Annotated in this window: 16 protein-coding genes; 7 read left to right on the top strand and 9 right to left on the bottom strand. The window is 64.2% G+C overall.

Going from position 1 to position 19,335, the window contains the following annotated elements; all coding sequences use genetic code 11:
• Positions 1–108: 108 nt before the first annotated feature.
• Both ACP2AV_RS04085 and ACP2AV_RS04080 read right to left on the bottom strand, forming a co-directional pair.
• On the bottom strand, positions 109–1,119 hold the full coding sequence (locus ACP2AV_RS04085; protein WP_426371413.1) for a GDP-mannose 4,6-dehydratase: 1,011 nt from the start codon (positions 1,117–1,119) through the stop codon (positions 109–111).
• Entirely contained in the window at positions 1,119–2,285 is a 1,167-nt protein-coding gene (locus tag ACP2AV_RS04080; RefSeq protein ID WP_426371412.1) for a nucleotide sugar dehydrogenase, read from the bottom strand. The genes ACP2AV_RS04085 and ACP2AV_RS04080 overlap by 1 nt, the downstream gene beginning before the upstream one ends.
• Before the next feature lie 312 nt (positions 2,286–2,597).
• Here ACP2AV_RS04080 and ACP2AV_RS04075 point away from each other — a divergent pair, with 312 nt between their 5' ends.
• From ACP2AV_RS04075 to ACP2AV_RS04065, 3 genes are all read left to right on the top strand, one after another.
• A complete protein-coding gene (locus ACP2AV_RS04075) occupies positions 2,598–3,137 on the top strand; it encodes a hypothetical protein (protein WP_426371411.1) in 540 nt (179 codons plus the stop codon).
• A 97-nt stretch (positions 3,138–3,234) separates the two neighbouring features.
• Positions 3,235–4,932, top strand: coding sequence for an adenine deaminase (gene ade / locus ACP2AV_RS04070; protein WP_426371410.1), 1,698 nt, complete (start codon positions 3,235–3,237; stop codon positions 4,930–4,932).
• A 63-nt stretch (positions 4,933–4,995) separates the two neighbouring features.
• Entirely contained in the window at positions 4,996–6,138 is a 1,143-nt protein-coding gene (locus ACP2AV_RS04065; RefSeq protein ID WP_426371409.1) for a fumarylacetoacetate hydrolase family protein, read from the top strand.
• Positions 6,139–6,526: 388 nt separating this feature from the next.
• Here ACP2AV_RS04065 and ACP2AV_RS04060 read toward each other — a convergent pair whose 3' ends face one another.
• Both ACP2AV_RS04060 and truA read right to left on the bottom strand, forming a co-directional pair.
• Positions 6,527–6,682, bottom strand: coding sequence for a hypothetical protein (locus tag ACP2AV_RS04060; protein ID WP_426371408.1), 156 nt, complete (start codon positions 6,680–6,682; stop codon positions 6,527–6,529).
• A 134-nt stretch (positions 6,683–6,816) separates the two neighbouring features.
• A complete protein-coding gene (gene truA / locus ACP2AV_RS04055) occupies positions 6,817–7,599 on the bottom strand; it encodes a tRNA pseudouridine(38-40) synthase TruA (RefSeq protein ID WP_426371407.1) in 783 nt (260 codons plus the stop codon).
• 88 nt (positions 7,600–7,687) lie between these two features.
• Between truA and ACP2AV_RS04050 the strand changes: the two genes are divergently transcribed.
• The gene (locus ACP2AV_RS04050) at positions 7,688–9,097 is read left to right on the top strand and encodes a YcjX family protein (protein WP_426371406.1); all 1,410 of its coding nucleotides are present in this window, start codon (positions 7,688–7,690) and stop codon (positions 9,095–9,097) included.
• Positions 9,098–9,246: 149 nt separating this feature from the next.
• On the top strand, positions 9,247–10,290 hold the full coding sequence (locus tag ACP2AV_RS04045) for a YcjF family protein (protein WP_426371405.1): 1,044 nt from the start codon (positions 9,247–9,249) through the stop codon (positions 10,288–10,290).
• 12 nt (positions 10,291–10,302) lie between these two features.
• Here ACP2AV_RS04045 and ACP2AV_RS04040 read toward each other — a convergent pair whose 3' ends face one another.
• A complete protein-coding gene (locus ACP2AV_RS04040; RefSeq protein WP_426371404.1) occupies positions 10,303–10,578 on the bottom strand; it encodes a hypothetical protein in 276 nt (91 codons plus the stop codon).
• Between the two features lie 112 nt (positions 10,579–10,690).
• On the opposite strand from ACP2AV_RS04040, the gene ileS reads away from it, so the two are divergent.
• Positions 10,691–13,663 (top strand): isoleucine--tRNA ligase, encoded by a 2,973-nt coding sequence (gene ileS, locus ACP2AV_RS04035; protein WP_426371403.1) that lies wholly within the window; start codon positions 10,691–10,693, stop codon positions 13,661–13,663.
• On the opposite strand, the gene ACP2AV_RS04030 is transcribed toward ileS, so the two are convergent.
• The 4 genes from ACP2AV_RS04030 to fsa all read right to left on the bottom strand — a co-directional run bounded on the left by ACP2AV_RS04030 (position 13,664) and on the right by fsa (position 16,861).
• On the bottom strand, positions 13,664–14,413 hold the full coding sequence (locus ACP2AV_RS04030; RefSeq protein WP_426371402.1) for a CDP-alcohol phosphatidyltransferase family protein: 750 nt from the start codon (positions 14,411–14,413) through the stop codon (positions 13,664–13,666).
• Complete coding sequence (locus ACP2AV_RS04025; RefSeq protein WP_426371781.1) at positions 14,379–15,302, bottom strand: tyrosine recombinase XerC; 924 nt, start codon at positions 15,300–15,302, stop codon at positions 14,379–14,381. The genes ACP2AV_RS04030 and ACP2AV_RS04025 overlap by 35 nt, the downstream gene beginning before the upstream one ends.
• A 2-nt stretch (positions 15,303–15,304) precedes the next feature.
• Complete coding sequence (locus ACP2AV_RS04020) at positions 15,305–16,012, bottom strand: DUF484 family protein (RefSeq protein ID WP_426371401.1); 708 nt, start codon at positions 16,010–16,012, stop codon at positions 15,305–15,307.
• A gap of 195 nt (positions 16,013–16,207) precedes the next feature.
• Complete coding sequence (gene fsa / locus ACP2AV_RS04015) at positions 16,208–16,861, bottom strand: fructose-6-phosphate aldolase (RefSeq protein ID WP_426371400.1); 654 nt, start codon at positions 16,859–16,861, stop codon at positions 16,208–16,210.
• Positions 16,862–16,948: 87 nt separating this feature from the next.
• Between fsa and ACP2AV_RS04010 the strand changes: the two genes are divergently transcribed.
• Positions 16,949–19,156: a primosomal protein N' gene (locus ACP2AV_RS04010; protein WP_426371399.1), complete on the top strand. Its 2,208-nt coding sequence runs from the start codon at positions 16,949–16,951 to the stop codon at positions 19,154–19,156.
• Positions 19,157–19,335: the final 179 nt, after the last annotated feature.

Raw genomic sequence — 19,335 nt, 5'->3', positions numbered from 1 at the left:
CCGGCATCCCCAAGCCGGTGCTTGCGAAGGGGTGGCACAGCCCAGATGTGCCCGCAGCGCCTGCTTTCACCTCATCGGGCGGGCGCTGCACCCCTTTTCAGACCTTTTTCAGACCTGGTAATAGTCGCGGTACCAATCGACAAAGGCTTTGACGCCGGTGCGCACGTCGGTCTTGGGCGCATAGCCCGTCAGCGTTTTCAGCAGCGTCGCATCGGCCCAGGTCGCGGGCACGTCGCCGGGCTGCATTTCCATGAAGTTCTTCTTGGCTTGGATCCCCGTCGCCTCTTCGATGGCGGCGATGAAGTCCATCAGCGGCACGCTGTCGGAATTGCCGATGTTGACCGCGCGCCACGGGGCCACTGGCGACAGGCTGTCACCTTCGGGGACGGCGCCATTTTCGGGGCGCTGGGGCGGGGTGTCGATCAGCAGGCGGATGCCTTCGACCAGGTCTTCGACATAGGTGAAATCGCGCTGCATCTTGCCGTGGTTGTAGATGTCGATCGGCGTGCCCGCCAGAATGGCCTTGGTGAATTTGAACAGCGCCATGTCGGGGCGCCCCCAGGGGCCATAGACCGTAAAGAACCGGAACATCGTGGTGGGCAGATCGAACAGGTGGGCATAGCTGTGGGCCATCGCCTCGTTCGATTTCTTGGTCGCGGCATAAAACGACATCTGCGTGTCGACCTTATGCGTTTCGCTATAGGGCATGAGCGTGTTGGCGCCATAGACCGAACTGGTCGAAGCCAGCAGCAAATGGGCAGGCGGATGGGCGCGCGCGGCTTCGAGCAATTCGAAGGTGCCGATCAGGTTGGCTTCGACGTAAGCCCTTGGATTGTCGATGGAATAGCGCACGCCCGCTTGCGCGGCCAGATGCACCACCACATCCGGGGTTTCTTCGGCCATCAGGCCCATCAGCAGGCCGGGATCTTCGACCTTGCCGGTCACGGCGCGATAGTTGGGCGATTGCAGCAACTGCGCCTGACGCCGTTCCTTCAGCGCCACGTCATAGTAATCGTTCAGGCTGTCGACCCCGATCACGCGGAACCCGTCGCCCAGCAGGCGCCGGATCAGGTGAAAGCCGATAAAGCCGGCGGCCCCGGTGACAAGTGCGCTGCGCATCAGTCGGTTCCAAACAGATCGCGGGTGAAGACCTTGGCGTGCACGTCGCCCAGGTCGGGGTGCATCCGGTTGGCCAATACCACGTCGCTGATCGCCTTGAAACTGGTCAGATCGCGCGTGACCTTCGAGCCGAAGAATTCGTCGCCCTCGAACGTCGGTTCATAGACGACGACCTTGATGCCCTTGGCCTTGACCCGCTTCATGATGCCCTGAACCGAGGACTGGCGGAAATTGTCCGACCCTTCCTTCATCACCAGCCGGTACACCCCCACCACGCGCGGGCGCTTGGCGATGATCAGGTCGGCGATGAAATCCTTGCGGGTGCGGTTGGCATCGACAATGGCGCGGATCAGGTTCTGGGGCACGGTGTCGTAGTTGGCCAGAAGCTGCTTGGTGTCCTTGGGCAGGCAATAGCCGCCGTAGCCGAAGGACGGGTTGTTGTAATGCGCGCCGATGCGCGGATCCAGCCCGATGCCTTCGATGATCTGCTTGCTGTCCATGCCATAGGCCATGGCATAGCTGTCCAGTTCGTTGAAATAGGCCACGCGCATGGCAAGGTAGGTGTTGGCGAACAGCTTGATCGCCTCGGCCTCAGAGGGGCCGGTGAACAGCACCGCGATGTCGTCTTTCTGTGCGCCCTGGACCAGCAGGTCGGCAAAGGTGCTGGCGCGCGCGCTGCGTTCGCCCACCACGATGCGGCTGGGGTACAGGTTGTCGTGCAGTGCCTTGCCTTCGCGCAGGAATTCGGGGCTGAAGATGATGTTCGTGCAGCCGGTGCTGGCGATCAGCCCCTGGGTATAGCCCACCGGGATGGTCGATTTGATCACCATGATCGCATCGGGGTTGATGGCGCGCACCTGCGCGACCACCGCTTCGACGGTGGTGGTGTCAAAGGCGTTGGTCTGGGGGTCATAGTTGGTGGGGGTCGCGATCACCACGTAGTCGGCCCCGCCATAGGCCTGGGACGGGTCGGTGGTGGCTGTCAGGCGCAGGGATCCACGCGCCAGGAAAGCCGCGCAGTCGGAATCGATGATCGGGCTTTCGCCCGCGTTGACCATATCGACCCGCTCTTGCGCGATGTCGATGGCCACCACATCATTGTTCTGGGAGAGGAGGATGGCGTTGGACAGCCCGACATACCCGAGGCCCGCCACGGCGATTTTCATGGAACGGCTCTGCTCTTTTGTTGTGGGGTTTATATGCAAAGCGGGCGGGTGTGTTTCAATACATTGTCCGTGCGCGGCGCAATTGCCCTGCAGCCGTTGCATCGTTGCGCCAGTTTCGCGCGGGCAGTGCGCGGGGCTGTGCGCGGCGCTGGGCGTGGGCAGTGCGCGGGCTGGGCGGACGGGTCCGCCGCGCGGCCCGTTTGCGTGAAACTTGGTTAATATCGCCTTGCAAACGCCCCAGTTCCGCCCCGATTGCGCGCGACGGTATCACCAGACATTCACTGACATCCACAGCCAAACCCAAAGTTTGCCATGATGACCCATACCCGCGCCGCTGCCCCCGATACCCACACGGATACCGACACAGATCCCGGGCCCACGCCCCGGCCCACACCGCGCCCGTCTGTCCCGGCCGAGCTGTTTATGGACCAGACGTCGATCCTTGTGATCAGCGCGAACAAGGGCATCAACCGCATGGTCAGTCACGCGCTGCAGGGCGAACGCGGGGCGCGCGTGACCTCTAGAACCGCCAGCCTGATCGATATGGCAGGTGGCACAACGGGCGGATCGGTGGCCTCGGTCAACCGGCATGACATCATTGTCTTCGATCTGACTGGCGCGCCCGGCGAAATGGCGGCGCTGGCGCGGCTGACCCGGTCGCGCGGGCAGGGCACGCACTACCTGGCCATGTCCTACGACACCCTGCCACTGGACACCGCGCGCGATCTGGTTGAGGCGGGCGTTGACCATATCCTGCCGCTGCGCGACATCCGCCCCGACCTGCTGGACGTGGCCGATCTGCGCCCCGCCATCGCGCAGGCCGAAGCGCGCCGCGCCGCCCCGCAGGGCTGATCCACCGCCCCGCAGGATTGATCCCCCGCCACGCGGGCTGGACACCCGGCGCGGCACTGCTCATTCTGGGCGTATCATCCCAGCAGGAGCCAACCCCATGTCCGATTTGTCCGCCCGTATCTCTCAAGGCCGCGGCGACGACCCCGCCGATCTGGTTATCCGGGGGGGCAGGGTGCTCGATCTGGTCACCGGCGATCTGCTGGACGGCGATGTCGCGATCTGCGGCGATACCATCGTGGGGACCTGCGCTGCGTATGACGGGGCGCAGGTGATCGACGCGGGCGGGCGCATCCTTGTCCCCGGCTTCATCGACACCCACCTGCATATCGAAAGCAGCCTTGTCACCCCGTTCGAATTCGATCGCTGCGTGACCCCGCGCGGCGTGACAACCGCCATCTGCGATCCGCATGAAATCGCCAACGTGATCGGCCCGGACGGCATCCGCTATTTCCAAGAGGCCGCCCTGCGCACCATCATGTCGATCAAGGTGCAGCTCAGCTCTTGCGTGCCGTCGACCCACATGGAAACCGCCGGGGCCGAAATCGACGCCGACGCGCTGCGCGCACTGCGCGGCCACCCGTCGGGCATCGGACTGGCCGAATTCATGAACTTTCCCGGCGTGATCCACCAGGACCCCGGTTGCATGGCCAAGCTGCACGCCTTTGATGGGGCCCATATCGACGGGCACTGCCCGATGCTGTCGGGCAAGGATCTGAACGCCTATATCGCCGCCGGCATCCGCACCGAACATGAAGCGACAACCGCCCAGGAAGCGCTGGAAAAGCTGCGCAAGGGGATGCGCTTGCTGATCCGCGAAGGGTCGGTGTCCAAGGATATGCACGCGCTGGCCCCGATCCTGACCGATCGCACTGCCCCCTATGTGTGCCTGTGCACCGATGATCGCAATCCGCTGGACATCGCTGAATATGGCCATCTCGATTACATGATCCGCACGCTGATCGCGCTGGGCACGCCGCCGCTGGCGGCCTACCGCGCCGCGTCCCTGTCGGCGGCCGAAGCGTTCGGGCTGAAGGATCGCGGGCTGATTGCGCCCGGCAAACGGGCCGATATCGTGATGCTCGACGGGCCGTTGGAAGACTGCCGCGCGCATATGGTGTTGGCCGGGGGGCAGGTGGCAAATGACGCCAGCTTTGGCGCGCGCGATCTGATCGACCCGGTCGGGCGCGCGTCGGTCAAGGCGCCCACCGTCACGCCCGACCACTTTCGCGCCACAGGTAATCGCGCCGAAACCCCGGTGATCGGCATTGTGGAAGGCAAGATCATCACCCAGCACCTGACCGAGCAGATTGCGCCGGAAAACGGCGACAAGCGCCCCGATCCCAGCCGCGATCTGATCCGTATCACCGTGATTGAGCGGCACGGGAAAAACGGCAATATTGCCAATGGTTTCGTGCGCGGCTTTGGTCTGGAACGCGGCGCCATCGCCAGCACCGTTTGCCACGATCACCACAACATCGCCGTGGTGGGGGCCGATTACGACGACATGGCGCTGGCGGCGAACCGCATGGCCGATATCGAAGGCGGGTTCGTGGTGGCGCAGGGCGGCAAGATCCTGGCCGAACTGGCGCTGCCGGTCGCCGGGCTGATGTCATTGGACCTGTTCGAAACCGTCGAGCACGGGCTGCGCGATCTGCGCCGGGCGGCGCGCGCGCTGGGTGTCACGCTGGAAGAGCCGTTTTTGCAACTGGCCTTCCTTGCCCTTCCGGTGATCCCCAATCTCAAGATCACGGATCGCGGGTTGGTCGACGTCAACAAATTCGAAATCATCGGATAAATGTCCAAATAACTGTCTGAAAGGACAGATTGTCGCGCAGCGGACGCAGTGCCAAGATAGGGCATGCTAGCGCCCCGACCCAGCGACGACCATGCCGTGGATCCCCAATTGCCAGACGAAGGGGTGTGGCTTGGGCGTGTCGAACGCTATGGTATCGGACCCAGCGTGGTTGTCATGCGTGACGGCGAAGTGTTCGAAATCACCTCGCGGCGCGCGCCAACCGTTCGCGATGTGCTTGAACAGCCGGATCCGCTGAAGTTCGTGACCTCGGTCCGGGGGGTGCGGATCGGCGATGTCGGGGATCTGGGCAGTTCGCTGGCGTGGCTGCCGCCCTGCGATCTGCAGGTGATCAAGGCGACCTTCGGGAATTTCGTCGAGGTGATCCTGGGCTGGCTGGCCGAAATCCGCGCCGGCAGCGATCCCTGTGCGCAGCGCGAATTCATGGCCCATCGGCGTGATCCGATCACCCGGGCCTTTGCCGCCCATCGCAAGGGCCAGCGGCTGGAAACAACTGTCGCCGCGCTGAAGGATCAGGACTGCTGGTTCGATGAGCTGCGCGAATTTCTGGGGCTTGACGCCGCAACCCTCGGCAATCGCCCGGTGCTGTCGGCGATCGGCCATGCGCAACCGGTGCCGCTGTCGGGCGACTGGCAGATGGCCAGCTCGCAGCCCGAAATCGTTCTTGCCGTCAATTCGCGCGGCGATGTTCTGGGGGCTGCGCTGGGCAACGATGTCAGCACGCGCCCGCAGGTGTCGGACCGTTTGGCGCGGACCTATTTGAACAAGGATACCCTGTCGGGCTGCGTGATCGGCCCGATGATCCGCTTGTTCGACGGCGTTTTTACTCTGGATGACGTAAGCGACATGCATCTGGATTTTCAGGTCAGCGCGGGGGGGAAGCCGGTGTTTCAAGACCGGTACCACCTGCGCGGGATGCTGCGCTCGCCGCTGGATCAGGTCACGCAGGTTCTGTCCAGCGAACGCGGTTTTCCCGATGGCATGATGCTGTTTTCCGGCACGCCCTTTGCGCCGTGCATGACGCAAGGTATCGGGCGCAGCCATCACGAGGTCGGGGATCGCGTGCGCATCAGCGCGCCGATGCTGGGGGCGTTGGAAAATCCGGTGGTGGCAGCGCACAACTGTGCGCCGTGGCGGGCGGGGATTTCGGTGCTGATGCGTAATCTGGCCGCGCGCGAACTGCTCTGACCGGGCCATCCGCCGCGCCGTGTTCGGTTGTGCGGCGCCGTTCGTTGCGCCTGTCATCCGCAGTGCCCGCCTTCAGTTGTGCGGCGCAATTCGTTGCGCCGGCCATCGGTTCTGTCCGTGATCTGCTGACCCTGTTATCCGCTGGGCCGCGATCCCCGGTGCCAATAGGTCGCCGTGCCCGTCATCCCCAGTGACCATAATTTGCAGTACCTGAGATTTGCAGTGCCCGTGTCTTGCCGAGCCCGACAATTGCCGTGCCCGTCATCCTCAGTGCACTTCACCCAGATGCCCGCCATCCGGCGCACATGATAGGGCGCGCGCCTAGGGCGCCGCGCTGGTTGCGGTAAAGCGGGCCGGTAAACTGGGGCAGCAAATCGGGTGCGGCGGGTCAGGCTTTCGACACGTCGCCCGGTGCCGTGTCGATCAGCCAGCCGCCCGGACCGGCGATCGAATTGGGCAACACCATGATCATTGCTTCGCGCAGGGCGATGGTGCCCATCACGGCCATTGCAATCTGGTCGAAAGTGATTGTCGAAAGGTCCATGGCGCGTCCTCCGTAGCGGTGTCTTTTGCGGTGCACTTTGCGGTGCCGGACCACGTATTCCATCACATCGGGGCAGGATTGTGTCGCTTTCGAGACGACAAATGTGCATCGCACCGCGCGCCTGTTTCGCGCCTCTACACCCCGGCGGCGCCGGCGAAGGGATCCGGATCATAGCCCACGCCCGCCAGGTACAGCCCCTGCGGCGGGCAGACCGGCCCGCAGGCCGCGCGCGTGCGCGCGTCAAGCGCCGCTGTCACGTCATCGGGCGTCCACGCCCCTGCGCCCACCCGTTCGAGCGTGCCCACGAAGCTGCGCACCTGATTGTGCAGAAAACTGCGCGCGCGCACCGCGAACCGGTATTCGCGCCCGCCGGGGTAGGGGTGTTCGCTGACCTCTAGCGCGTCCAGCGTTTTGACCGGGCTGTCGGCCTGGCACATGGTCGAACGAAAGGTCGTGAAATCATGCTGCCCCAACAGCCGGTCCGCCCCCGCCTGCATCGCGCGCGCGTCCAGCGCATGTCCGATCTGCCACACCAGCCCTGCGTCATGGGTCACCGGCGCGCGGCGCGCGACCAGGCGGAACAGATAGCGCCGTTCATGGGCATCAAAGCGCGCGTGAAAATCGTCCGCCACCGGCGCGCATTGCACGACCGCCACCGGCAGGGGGCGCAGATGCGCATTGATCGCGCCGGCCAGCCGCGCCGGCTGCCACGCCTTGCCCATGTCGCAATGGGCCACCTGACCCAGCGCATGGACCCCTGCGTCTGTCCGCCCCGCCGCCGCGATCGACGGCACATCCGGTTCAAGCCGGCGCAGCGCCTCTTCCAGCGCCTGCTGCACCGACGGATGCGCCTTTTGGCGCTGCCAGCCATGAAAGGGCGCGCCATTGTATTCGATCTGAAGGGCATAACGGGGCATGCCCGCCATGTATCGCCGCGCGCGCCCACTGGCAAGCACGCCCCCAAGCGCCTATGTTGTCCCCAGGAAGCGGGCGAGGGCCAGAGACTTGATCATCAACGATATTGCCGACGCGCTGACCCGCTCTGTGGAAACCGTGCAGTCCACGGTGTCCGAGGCGCTGTTCGAACCGGTGATCCGCCTTGGGGTCACCGGCCTTAGCCGCGCGGGCAAGACCGTCTTTATCACCTCGCTGGTGGCCAACCTGATGGACCGCGCGCGCATGCCCGGCCTTGCTGCCGCGCCGCTGATCCAGGCCGCCTATCTGCAACCCCAGCCCGATGATACGATCCCGCGCTTTGCCTTCGAAGACCACTACGGCGCGCTTACCGCCCCGACGCCCCACTGGCCCGAAGGCACGCGCCAGATCTCGCAGCTGCGCCTGTCGCTGCGGGTGCAACCCAGCGGGCTGTTGTCGGGTCTGTCGGGCCCGCGGGTGGTGCACCTAGATATCATCGACTACCCCGGCGAATGGCTGCTGGACCTTGCGCTCCTTGATCGCAGCTATGCCGATTGGTCCGACCTGGTGCTGACCCGCATGGCCCAGCGCGACAGCGCCAAGCCCTTCCTGGCGCTCGCGCCCGATCCCGCCAGCGATCATGATGAACCGACCGCCAAGGCGCTGGCCACGGCCTTTACCGCCTATCTGCACGCGGCCCGCAGCGCCGGCTATTCTGATCTGACCCCCGGGCGCTTCCTCTTGCCCGGCGAACTCGAAGGCTCGCCCGTGCTGACCTTTGCCCCGCTTTCGGGCGTAGAGCGGGCCAAGCGCGGCTCGCTCTACCGCGAGATGGAGCGCCGCTACGAGGCGTATAAATCGCGCGTCGTCAAACCGTTTTTTCGCGACCACTTTGCGCGGCTTGACCGGCAGGTCGTGCTGGTCGATGCGCTTGGCGCGATCAACGCCGGGCCCCGCGCGCTAGAGGATCTGCGCCAGACCATGGCCGATATCCTGACCGCCTTTCGCCCGGGGCGCAATTCGCTGCTTGGCCAGCTTGTGCGCGGCAAACGTGTGGAACGTATCCTGTTCGCCGCCACCAAGGCGGATCACATTCACCACACCCAGCACGGGCAACTGACGGCGATCATGGATGCGCTGGTTGATGACGCCCGCCGCCGCGCCGATTTCGCGGGCGCCAAAACCCAAGCCATGTCGCTTGCCGCCTTGCGCGCCACCACCGAAGACATGCTGCCCCATGACGGCGCCGACCTGCCGGTGGTGCGCGGGCGCATCGCCACCGACACCGGCGACAAACAGGCCGCCTTTTATCCGGGCGAACTGCCCACAGACCCCAATGTGCTGCTTGGCCCGGCGCGTGCGGGCGCGCCCAAATGGCTTGACGGCGATTTTCAGGCGATGCGCTTTTTGCCCCAACGCATCACGCTCAACCCCGGCGAAGGCCCGCCGCACATTCGTCTGGACCGCGCCGCCGACTTTCTTATCGGGGACAAGCTTTGATGCTGTCTTTGTCTTGTGAAATTTGCGGGGGCGCGCCCTGCGCGCGCCGGACACACAGGGCTGCCGCGCCCGTCCCATCGCGCCAAACACACCGAACGCACCCAAAAACGCCCCGAACGCCCCAAAATAAGCACCGAAAGCCCTGAGCCATGGCCAAAGGCCCCATCCTTTTCGACATCGACCCAACCGCCCCGGCCCCCAGCCCGGCCGATGCCGCCCCGGTCCCCGAACCGCAGCCCGAAGGGCGCGCCATGCAAACCGTTGCGGCCATTGCCACGCGCCGCCCCAACCGGCTGGTGCGTGCTTTCTGGCAACTGCTCTTGGCCATTCTCACCTTTGCTGCCGGCCTGCTGGCGTGGGATTTCACCTTTTCCCTGCTTGACCGCAACCCGGTTCTGGGCGCCATCGCCGCGGTGCTGGTTCTGGCGTTCTTGCTGGTCTGCGCCGGGCTGGCGATCCGCGAATTGTCGGCCTTTGCGCGGCTCAAACGGTTGGACCGGCTGCAGGCCCAGGCAGACGCTGCCATCGGCGCGAATGACACCAGCGCCGCGCGCGCGGTGACGGACCAGCTCAAGACGCTTTACGCCGCGCGCCCCGAAGTCGAATGGGGCCTGGCGCGCTTTCGCGAACGCGACGAAGAACAGTTCGACGCCGATGCGGTGCTGGGCCTGGCCGAATCCGAACTGCTGGCGCCCCTTGATGCCCTGGCGCGGCGCGAAGTCGAAGCTGCCGCGCGCCAGGTTGCCACGGTGACGGCCATTGTTCCGCTGGCGCTGGCCGATCTGCTTGCCGCGCTGACCGCCAATCTGCGCATGATCCGCCGCATTGCCGAAATCTACGGCGGGCGCTCGGGGGCGCTGGGCAATTGGCGCCTGACCCGCGCTGTCTTCACCCATCTGGTTGCGACCGGCGCGGTGGCGGTTGGCGATGATCTGATCGGATCGCTTGCGGGGGGCGGGGCGCTGGCCAAGGTGTCGCGCCGCTTCGGTGAAGGGGTGGTGAACGGGGCGCTGACCGCGCGTGTCGGGATTGCCGCGATCGAGGTTTGCCGCCCGCTGCCGTTCCGCCGCCTGAAACGGCCGCGCGTGACCTCGCTCTTGCAACGCGCGCTGACCGGATTGTTTCCCAGCGTGGGGCGCGGGGCAGGGGCCGGGGACGTCGACGGGAACGTCGGCGGGGGCGGCAATACCTGAGCGTTTTTCCTGTCATACAGGTTGCCCGACAGTTTGCCAGACATCGCGCCAGACATCGCGCCAGACATCGCGCCAGACATTTTGCCAGACATTTTGCCAGACATTTTGCCCGACATCCGGCCCGTCAAAAGTCCGACGGATCGCCGACGCTGGGCAGACGGTTGGCTGACGGATTGCCGACATGTAGCTGGCGCTGAAACCCGCCGGGATTCGCCGCCCCAGCCAGCGCTTGCCCTTGCTCGGGCCCGCGCCTATAACCGCGCCCATGACACGGATGGCTTCGATCATTTTTCGAATTACTGGCCCGGCGCTCTGACACCACGAGCCGCCGGGACAAGGCGTATGGACCACCGCGCCGATCTCTCCGTAACCTTTTAAAGACATTCAAGGATCGAGCGAAATGTGCGCCGAGACCCCCGACTACAAAGACACGTTGAATCTGCCGAAAACCGATTTTCCCATGCGCGCGGGCCTACCCAAGCGCGAACCCGACTGGCTGGCCCGCTGGGAAAGGATCGGCGTCTATGACCGCCTGCGCGAGAAAAAGGGCCGCGACAGTTTCGTGCTGCACGACGGCCCCCCCTACGCCAACGGCCATCTGCACATCGGCCACGCCCTGAACAAGACGATCAAGGACATGATCGTGCGCTCGCACCAGATGATGGGTCACGACAGCCGCTACGTGCCCGGCTGGGACTGTCACGGCCTGCCTATCGAATGGAAAATAGAGGAAAAATACCGCGAGAAGGGGCTCGACAAGGATGACGTTCCGGTGGTCGATTTCCGCCGCGAATGCCGCGCCTTTGCCGATGAATGGGTCAACATCCAGCGCGAGGAATTCAAGCGCATCGGGATCACCGGCAACTGGGCCGATCCCTACCTGACCATGGACTATCACGCCGAGGCGGTGATTGCCGACGAATTCATGAAATTCCTCATGAATGGAACGCTTTATCAAGGGTCAAAGCCCGTGATGTGGAGCCCCGTGGAACAAACGGCGCTGGCCGAGGCCGAGGTTGAATACCACGACAAGAATAGCTTTACGGTCTGGGTGAAATTCCGCGTTCTGGGCCCGGATGGCACCGCCGATGTGCCCGATCTGGACGCGCTATCAGACGCTGAACTGCGCCGCGCCGAATTGCAAAACGCCTATGTCGTCATCTGGACCACCACGCCCTGGACCATGCCGTCGAACAAGGCGGTCGTTTTCGGCAAGGATATCGCATACGGTCTCTACGAGGTCGCCGCGACCCCCGAGGAATGCTGGGCCAAACCCGGCGAGCGTTACCTGCTGGCCGACAACCTTGCCGCTGATGTGTTCAGCCGCGCGCGGCTTGAGCCGGACATGTGGCGCCGCGTGCGCGATGTCACGGCCGATGAACTGTCGGGCCTGACGCTGGAACACCCGCTGGCCGGGGCCGACGGTGCCAATGGCGAATGGGACGAGCCGCGCGATTTTCGCGCCGCCGATTTTGTGACAGACACCGAAGGCACCGGGTTCGTGCATTGCGCGCCGTCCCACGGGATGGAGGAATTCGAGCTGTTCCGCGATCTGGGAATGCTGGAAAAAGTCATCACTTACAACGTGATGGATGACGGCAGCTTTCGCGCGGACTTGCCGTTCTTTGGGGGCAAGCGCATCCTGCGCGACAAGCCCAAGAAGGGCGACTGGGAGGGTGACGCCAACGCTGCCGTGATCTCGAAGCTGGCCGAAGTAGGCGGACTTTTGGCGCGCGGCAAGATCAAGCACAGCTACCCGCATTCGTGGCGCTCGAAGGCGCCGGTGATCTACCGCAACACGCCGCAATGGTTTGCCGCGGTGGACCGCAAGCTGGATGACGGGATGGGCGCCTATGGTGACACGATCCGCACCCGGGCCCTGCGCTCGATCGACGAGCTGGTGAAATGGACCCCCAAGACCGGGCGCAACCGGCTCTATTCGATGATCGAAAGCCGCCCCGACTGGGTGCTGAGCCGCCAGCGGGCCTGGGGCGTACCGCTGACCTGCTTCACCAAGAAGGGCGCGTTGCCGACCGATCCTGACTTTCTGCTGCGCGACGAACAGGTCAATGCCCGTATCAAGGCCGCGTTTGAAAAAGACGGCGCGGATGTTTGGTATGTGCAAGGATTCAAGGAAAAGATCTTGGATGGCCTGCACGACCCGCAGGATTATGAACAGGTGTTTGACGTGCTGGATGTGTGGTTTGACAGTGGATCGACCCATGCGTTCGTTCTGCGCGATCGCGAAGACGGCACGCCGGACGGGATCGCTGACGTCTACATGGAAGGCACCGACCAGCATCGGGGCTGGTTCCATTCGTCGCTGCTGCAGGCCTGCGGCACCAAGGGCCGCGCGCCATATCGCAACGTGGTGACCCACGGCTTTACGTTGGACGAAAAGGGCATGAAAATGTCCAAATCCCTGGGCAACACCATCGTGCCCGAAGAAGTCATCAAGCAATACGGCGCCGATATCCTGCGTTTGTGGGTGGCCCAGACCGACTATACCGCCGACCAGCGGATCGGCCCGGAAATCCTGAAAGGGGTGGCCGACAGCTATCGCCGCCTGCGCAATACCATGCGCTATATGCTGGGTAGTTTGGGTGATTTCGACGAGTCGAAGCGCGTTGCGCCCGCCGACATGCCCGAGCTGGAACGTTGGGTGTTGCACCGTCTGGCCGAACTGGACGATGTCGTGCGTACAGGCTATCGCACCTTTGATTTTTCGTCCGTCTGGCAGGCGGTGTTCAATTTCGCCACCGTTGATTTGTCTGCGTTTTACTTCGATATCCGCAAGGACGCGCTGTATTGCGATGGGGATAGCGCGCGCCGGAAGGCCGCGCTGACGGTGCTGGACGAAATCTATCACCGCCTGACGCGCTGGCTGGCGCCGGTGCTGGTGTTCACGATGGAAGAAGTCTGGCTAGAGCGCTTCGCAGGCGAGGACAGTTCCGTCCACATGGTTGACTTCGTCGATACGCCCGCCGACTGGCGCGACGAAGCATTGGCCGCGAAATGGGCCGCTATTCGCAAGGTGCGCCGCGTTGTAACGGCCGCGCTGGAAATCCAGCGGCGCGACAAGGTGATCGGCGCCTCGCTCGAGGCGGCGCCCGTGGTCCACGTCGATGATGCGGCGCTGGTCGAGATGTTGAAAACCGTGGCGTTTGACGATCTGTGCATCACCTCGGCCATCGTCGTGACGGCCGATCCGGCCCCGAACGAAGCGTTCCGCCTGCCCGAAGTCGACGGTGTGGGCGTGGTGTTCGAAAAGGCCGAGGGCGAAAAATGCCAACGCTGCTGGAAAATCCTGCCAGACGTGGGCCAGCATGCCCATCCGGGCGTGTGCGGGCGCTGTGACGCTGCGCTTGGCTGATTACCCGCGCGGCGGGGCGGTGACCTGTTGCACCGCCCCCGCAAACAACAGGTAAAGGCTGGAGGCAATCAGCACCGGTCCGTGCCAGGCCGGGCCGGGCCACCACATTGCCAAGGCGGCCGTAGCCATCCAGATCAAAGTGACGGGCAAGGATACCGCGCGCCAGCGCGCCGTTCGGATCGGGTGTACGAAACGGATGTTGAGAAACATCGCGGGAGTCAGCACGACAATGGTCACCAGCATGATCCAGGCGGGCGGTTGCGTGGCGAAAAAGACCAGCACCACGATGTTCCAGCAGGCCGGGAAACCCTCGAACGACCCATCCAGCGTTTTCATCCGGTCATCCGCGAAATAGAGCGCCGAAGTGACCGTGACCACCAGCACGACCGCCCAGCCGGTCCAGCCGGGCAAGAGCCCAGATTGAAACAGCGCAAAGAGCGGAATGAACACGTAGGTCAAGAAGTCGATCACCAGATCCAGCAGCGCCCCGTCGATCCGCGGCGCATTGGTACGGACATCGAACCGGCGCGCCAGGGGGCCGTCGATACCATCGACCACCAGCGCCGCCAGCAACCACAGGAACATGGCGCGCCAATCGGTTTGCGCGGCGGCCAGAATGGCCAGCATCGCCAAGCCCGCGCCAATGGCGGTCAGCAGGTGGACAGAGTAGGCGCGCAGGTGCATTGGGTGTTGATGGCCGATCCGGCGTGCCACATCAAGCGCCGTGTGCACGCGGATGGGCGGCCGCATAGACCTCCATCAGGCGGGCCGTATCGACGGATGTATAGGCTTGGGTGGTCGACAGCGACGCGTGGCCCAGAAGTTCCTGGATCGCGCGCAAATCGCCGCCCGCATTCAGCAGATGCGTCGCGAAGCTGTGGCGCATGGCATGGGGGGTGGCGGTGGCGGGCAGGCCCAGTTGAAGCCGGGCGCGTTCTGTGACCTTGGCGATCAGCCGGGGGTTCAGCGCCCCGCCCCGCGCGCCCCGGAACAGCGGGCCCTTGGGGTCCAGATCGAAGGGGCAGATCTGCACGTAGCGCGCTACCGCGTCGCGCGCCGGGCCAATGACCGGCACGATGCGTTCTTTGCCCCCTTTGCCGCGAATGCGCAGCGCGTCGCCCATGTCAGCTTGCGCGCCAGTCAGGCCAAGCGCCTCGGAAATTCGCAGCCCGCACCCGTAGAGCAGCGTGACCACCGCCATGTCGCGTGCGGCCACCCAAGGTTCGCGTGCTTGATCGCCGACCGTATCGATCATCTGTTTCGCGGCATCTTCGGACAGGGGGCGGGGCAGTTTGCGCTGGAACTTGGGCGACCGGGCCGCAAGAATAGCCGATATTTCAATGTCATGCCGGTCTGCGGCCCAACGGGCAAATCCCTTGACCGCCGACAACTCACGCGCCAGCGACCGGGCCGCAATTCCGCGCCCGCGCTCATGCGCCATCCACGCGCGCATGTCCGCCACGCGCACCTGGCCCAGAACCGCCACCCCGCCAGACTCTCCGAAATGGCCTGTCAGGAACGACAGGAACCCCGACACGTCGCGCGCATAGGCGTCAATCGTGGTTTGCGGCGCGCCTTTCAGCGCACGCTGGTGATCCAGCCAGCCGGCAAGCGCATCACGCATCCCCGGCCCGATCAGCATCACGCCAGCCAGCGGCGGATCGAGCGTTCCAGAACACCCGAAAAGAACGTCAGCAGTTCAGCCCCTTGCGTGGGTTTGAACTGGTGGGGGTCTTCGGCGCCCAGCACCAGCATGCCGGGCAGGCGACCTGCGCCAAGATCCAGTTTCAGGCAGGCTTCGGAATGGATCCAGCCGCTTTCTTCTGCGTAAATGACATCGCTGTCGGGGGCCAATTGGCGCAAGGTGACCGACCGCACAGGGATATTTCGGCCCATGGTCAGATAGGTGTCGATAAAGCCCGGCTCAGCCGTGATCAGCACATCGCCCAACTGCGCGACAGCTTCGCCCGCGTCCGCTTCATGGGTTTCCAGCACCAGCTTGACGCAATCGACGCGCAGGATATCGGCCACTTCGCCGCCAAGATCGCGCAGGAAGGTCGCGAAATCCGTGGGTTCAAGCATCCGCAGGATGGCGCGATGAATCTGGTTTGTCCCGGCCAGGTTGTCATAGGCGGCTGCGATGACGCCCCGGTGTGTGTCTTCCAGACGGTTCAGCCGGTTTTCCAGCCGCTCCATCGCGATACCGCGCAGATCGATGATATTGGCGCCCATGGCGCGTTCGTTGGCCGCGATCAGGGCGGCCATGACATCTTGGTCTTCAAGAATGAATTCGGGGTCGGAAATAATCCGCTCACGCAGATCTTCCGCCTTCAGAGCGTGCTCGTTCATACTGCCTCACAAATGATCGGGGTCTTTGGCGCCCCGGCTTTAGTGTCACTGAATCATGTCCAAAGGCCCCTGCGCAAGGCTTTTGCGGATACGCAGGCCAACGCGCGGCCCGTTGGCCACAGTTGTGAAGGGGGGCTTAACGAAACAGGCCGCAGAGGGTGCCCCTGCGGCCTGCCATAAACGATAATAACCGGATCAGACGATCTTGATACCCGCGTCGGCGGCATCCTTGACGAACTGGTCCAGCCCTTTGTCCGTCAACAGATGGTTTGCCATGGCTTTGATCACGGCAGGCGGCGCGGTGGCCACATCGGCGCCGATCTTGGCGCATTCGCTCATGTGATTGGCGCTGCGGATCGAGGCGGCAAGGATGTTCGTTTCAAACCCGTAGTTGTCGTAGATCGCGCGAATGTCGGCAATCAGGTCCAACCCGTCGAGATTGAGATCATCCAGCCGCCCGATGAACGGCGAGATGAATGTCGCCCCGGCCTTGGCGGCCAGCAACGCCTGGTTGGCCGAGAAACACAAGGTCACGTTCACCATGCGCCCTTCGTCCGACAAGACCTTGCACGCTTTCAGCCCGTCCCATGTCAGGGGAACCTTGATCGCAATATTCTCGGCGATCTTGGCCAACTCGCGCCCTTCGGCAATCATGTCTTCGGACTTGAGTGCAATCACTTCGGCCGATACCGGCCCGTCGACGAAGGAACAAATCTCTTTGGTCACTTCGATGATGTCGCGGCCTGACTTCTTGATCAGGGACGGGTTGGTCGTGACCCCGTCGACCATTCCCAGGTCGTTCAGCTCGCGGATGGCGTCCACATCTGCAGTGTCTACGAAGAATTTCATGGCAGCGGCTCCTTGGATTCGCGCTTTCGGATTCCGCGCTCTTCTAGCCTATGGCGGGACTGGCCGAAAGGGCCTAAGACAGCCATCATGACACGGGGGAATGCCGCAAAAAGCTATTTCGACGAAGGCGCGTTGATCGGTGTACTGACCGCTCAGCCGCTGGATCGTCTGCTGGACTACAAGGCACCCGAGGGCGGATGCCACCTGGGGGCTTTCGTCGAGGTGCCGCTGGGGCCGCGCAAGGTGTTGGGGGTGGTCTGGGGGGCAGGGCGCGGCGATTTCGATATCTCGAAGGTACGTTCCGTTATCCGCGTTCTGGATGCTGCCCCCATGCGCGACGAGATGCGCGTTTTTCTGACCCGCGTGGCAGAATACACTCTGACGCCCATGCCAGCCATGCTGCGCCTTGCGACGCGGGCGCCGGGGCTGGGCAATCCGCCGTCGATGCGCACCGTTTATCGGCTGGGATCGGGGCAGATGCCGCGCATGACCGACGCGCGCGCCCGGGTGATCGATGTGCTGCGCGAGTATGGCGGGTTGGCGTTCACGCTCAAGGAACTGGCGGAAATGGCCGGGGTGTCCACCTCGGTCGTCAAGGGCATGGTCGAACCGGGCGCCGTGATCGCCGAAGACGCGCCGCGCGACGCCGATTATCCCCGGCTGGACCCCGCGCTGCCCGGCAAGGCGCTGAGCGCGGATCAGGCCACCGCCGCCACCGCGTTGCGCGAAGGCGTGGCCAGCGGGACCTATGGTACGACCTTGCTGAAAGGCGTGACGGGGGCGGGCAAAACGGAAGTTTATCTAGAGGCGGTGGCCGAATGCCTTGCCGCCGGCCGCCAGGCGCTGGTGCTGTTGCCGGAAATTGCGTTGACGGCCGAATTCCTGGAACGGGTGCAGGAACGGTTCGGCGCGCTGCCCGCCGAATGGCATTCGGGCGTGACCATGACCGAACGGCGGCGCTGTTGGCGCATGGTTGGCGAAGGGCGCGCGCAGGTAGTGGTGGGCGCGCGATCAGCACTGTTTTTGCCGTTCCAGAACCTTGGCTTGATCGTCGTGGATGAAGAGCACGACCAGTCCTACAAACAGGAAGACGGGGTGCTGTATTCGGCGCGCGATATGGCGGTGCTGCGCGGCTCGCTGAATTCGGCGCAAGTGGTGCTGGCCTCGGCCACGCCGTCGCTGGAAAGCTGGGCGAATGTTGAGGCGGGAAAGTACCGGCGCGTCGATCTGAGCACACGCTTCGGTCCGGCGGTCATGCCGCGGATGGGCGCGATCGACATGCGCGGCGAAACCCTGCCCGCGAACCGCTGGATATCCGGCAGCTTGCAGGGCGAAGTGCGGGCGCGCATGGCGAAGGGTGAACAATCGCTGCTGTTCATCAACCGCCGCGGCTATGCGCCGATCACGTTGTGCCGGGCGTGCGGGCATCAGATCGGTTGTGATCACTGCGACGCGCGGATGGTCGAGCACCGCTTTCTCAAGCGCCTGATGTGCCACCAATGCGGCGAAACCAAGCCGATCCCCGAGGTCTGCCCCAACTGCCAGAAAGAGGGGACACTGGCCGCAGTTGGACCAGGTGTAGAGCGCCTTGCCGAAGAAGTGGGCGAGGTTTTTTCCGACGCCCGCGTGGCGGTGTTGTCAAGCGATCTGTTTGGGTCCGCGCGCGCCCTGAAAGAACAGATCAAGGCGATCGCCGAGGGCGATGTAGACATCATCATCGGGACGCAGTTGGTCGCCAAGGGGCACAATTTTCCCAAATTGACGCTGGTCGGGGTGATCGATGCAGATCTGGGGTTGCAAGGGTCCGATTTGCGGGCCGCCGAGCGAACGTTCCAGTTGATCCGGCAGGTGGCCGGCAGAGCCGGACGGGCCGACGTGCCGGGCACGGCGCTGTTGCAGACCTATCAGCCCGAGCATCCGGTGATCCGCGCGATCCTGTCGGGCGACGAAGAAGGCTTTTGGGCCGCCGAGGCGTCTGAGCGGCGCGCGGCGGGGGTGCCGCCCTATGGCCGGATGGCGGGGGTGATCCTGTCGGGCAGCGATGTGCAGAACGTGTTCGATCTGGGCAACGAATTGGCGCGGCGCGACGCGCCGATGCGGGCCATCGGGGCGCAGGTCTTTGGCCCGGCGCCCGCCCCTATCGCGCGGGTACGCGGGCGTCACCGCGTGCGCTTGCTGGTCAAGGCCGACAAGGGCGCGCCTATTCAAGCGGCGTTGCGCGATTGGGTCGGCCAGTTCAAGCCGCGCGGTGACACGCGCGTGCAAATCGACATCGACCCGCAGAGTTTTTACTAGCAGCGTTTCGGCGCATTGGCGCCACCCGCTTTTGGTGTGCGGCTTGGGAAATGTTCGAAAAGTTGAGGGGCGCAGGGGAAAGCGAGCGAACGTGGCTGGGGGCGTGTGGCGGATCAGCTTGACCCTGGCCACCTAGTCCACCGGCACGCTTTTGACCCAACCGCTTGCGGCCACCACTC

This window comes from Aliiroseovarius sp. PTFE2010, assembly GCF_049943335.1.
GTDB lineage: Bacteria > Pseudomonadota > Alphaproteobacteria > Rhodobacterales > Rhodobacteraceae > JBNFVY01.
The sequence above is the reverse complement of the archived record's forward strand: the minus strand, read 5'-3'. Positions and strand labels throughout refer to the sequence as shown.

What these genes read in the sequence shown, in the direction of transcription:
- ACP2AV_RS04075 (WP_426371411.1), top strand. Translation starts at nt 2,598, where the DNA reads ATGATGACCCATACCCGCGCCGCTGCCCCCGATACCCACACGGATACC.
- ACP2AV_RS04065 (WP_426371409.1), top strand. Translation starts at nt 4,996, where the DNA reads ATGCTAGCGCCCCGACCCAGCGACGACCATGCCGTGGATCCCCAATTG.
- ACP2AV_RS04030 (WP_426371402.1), bottom strand. Translation starts at nt 14,413, where the DNA reads ATGCGGCCGCCCATCCGCGTGCACACGGCGCTTGATGTGGCACGCCGG.
- ACP2AV_RS04020 (WP_426371401.1), bottom strand. Translation starts at nt 16,012, where the DNA reads ATGAACGAGCACGCTCTGAAGGCGGAAGATCTGCGTGAGCGGATTATT.
- ade (WP_426371410.1), top strand. Translation starts at nt 3,235, where the DNA reads ATGTCCGATTTGTCCGCCCGTATCTCTCAAGGCCGCGGCGACGACCCC.
- ACP2AV_RS04010 (WP_426371399.1), top strand. Translation starts at nt 16,949, where the DNA reads ATGACACGGGGGAATGCCGCAAAAAGCTATTTCGACGAAGGCGCGTTG.
- ACP2AV_RS04085 (WP_426371413.1), bottom strand. Translation starts at nt 1,119, where the DNA reads ATGCGCAGCGCACTTGTCACCGGGGCCGCCGGCTTTATCGGCTTTCAC.
- truA (WP_426371407.1), bottom strand. Translation starts at nt 7,599, where the DNA reads ATGCCCCGTTATGCCCTTCAGATCGAATACAATGGCGCGCCCTTTCAT.
- ACP2AV_RS04060 (WP_426371408.1), bottom strand. Translation starts at nt 6,682, where the DNA reads ATGGACCTTTCGACAATCACTTTCGACCAGATTGCAATGGCCGTGATG.
- fsa (WP_426371400.1), bottom strand. Translation starts at nt 16,861, where the DNA reads ATGAAATTCTTCGTAGACACTGCAGATGTGGACGCCATCCGCGAGCTG.
- ileS (WP_426371403.1), top strand. Translation starts at nt 10,691, where the DNA reads ATGTGCGCCGAGACCCCCGACTACAAAGACACGTTGAATCTGCCGAAA.
- ACP2AV_RS04045 (WP_426371405.1), top strand. Translation starts at nt 9,247, where the DNA reads ATGGCCAAAGGCCCCATCCTTTTCGACATCGACCCAACCGCCCCGGCC.
- ACP2AV_RS04040 (WP_426371404.1), bottom strand. Translation starts at nt 10,578, where the DNA reads ATGATCGAAGCCATCCGTGTCATGGGCGCGGTTATAGGCGCGGGCCCG.
- ACP2AV_RS04080 (WP_426371412.1), bottom strand. Translation starts at nt 2,285, where the DNA reads ATGAAAATCGCCGTGGCGGGCCTCGGGTATGTCGGGCTGTCCAACGCC.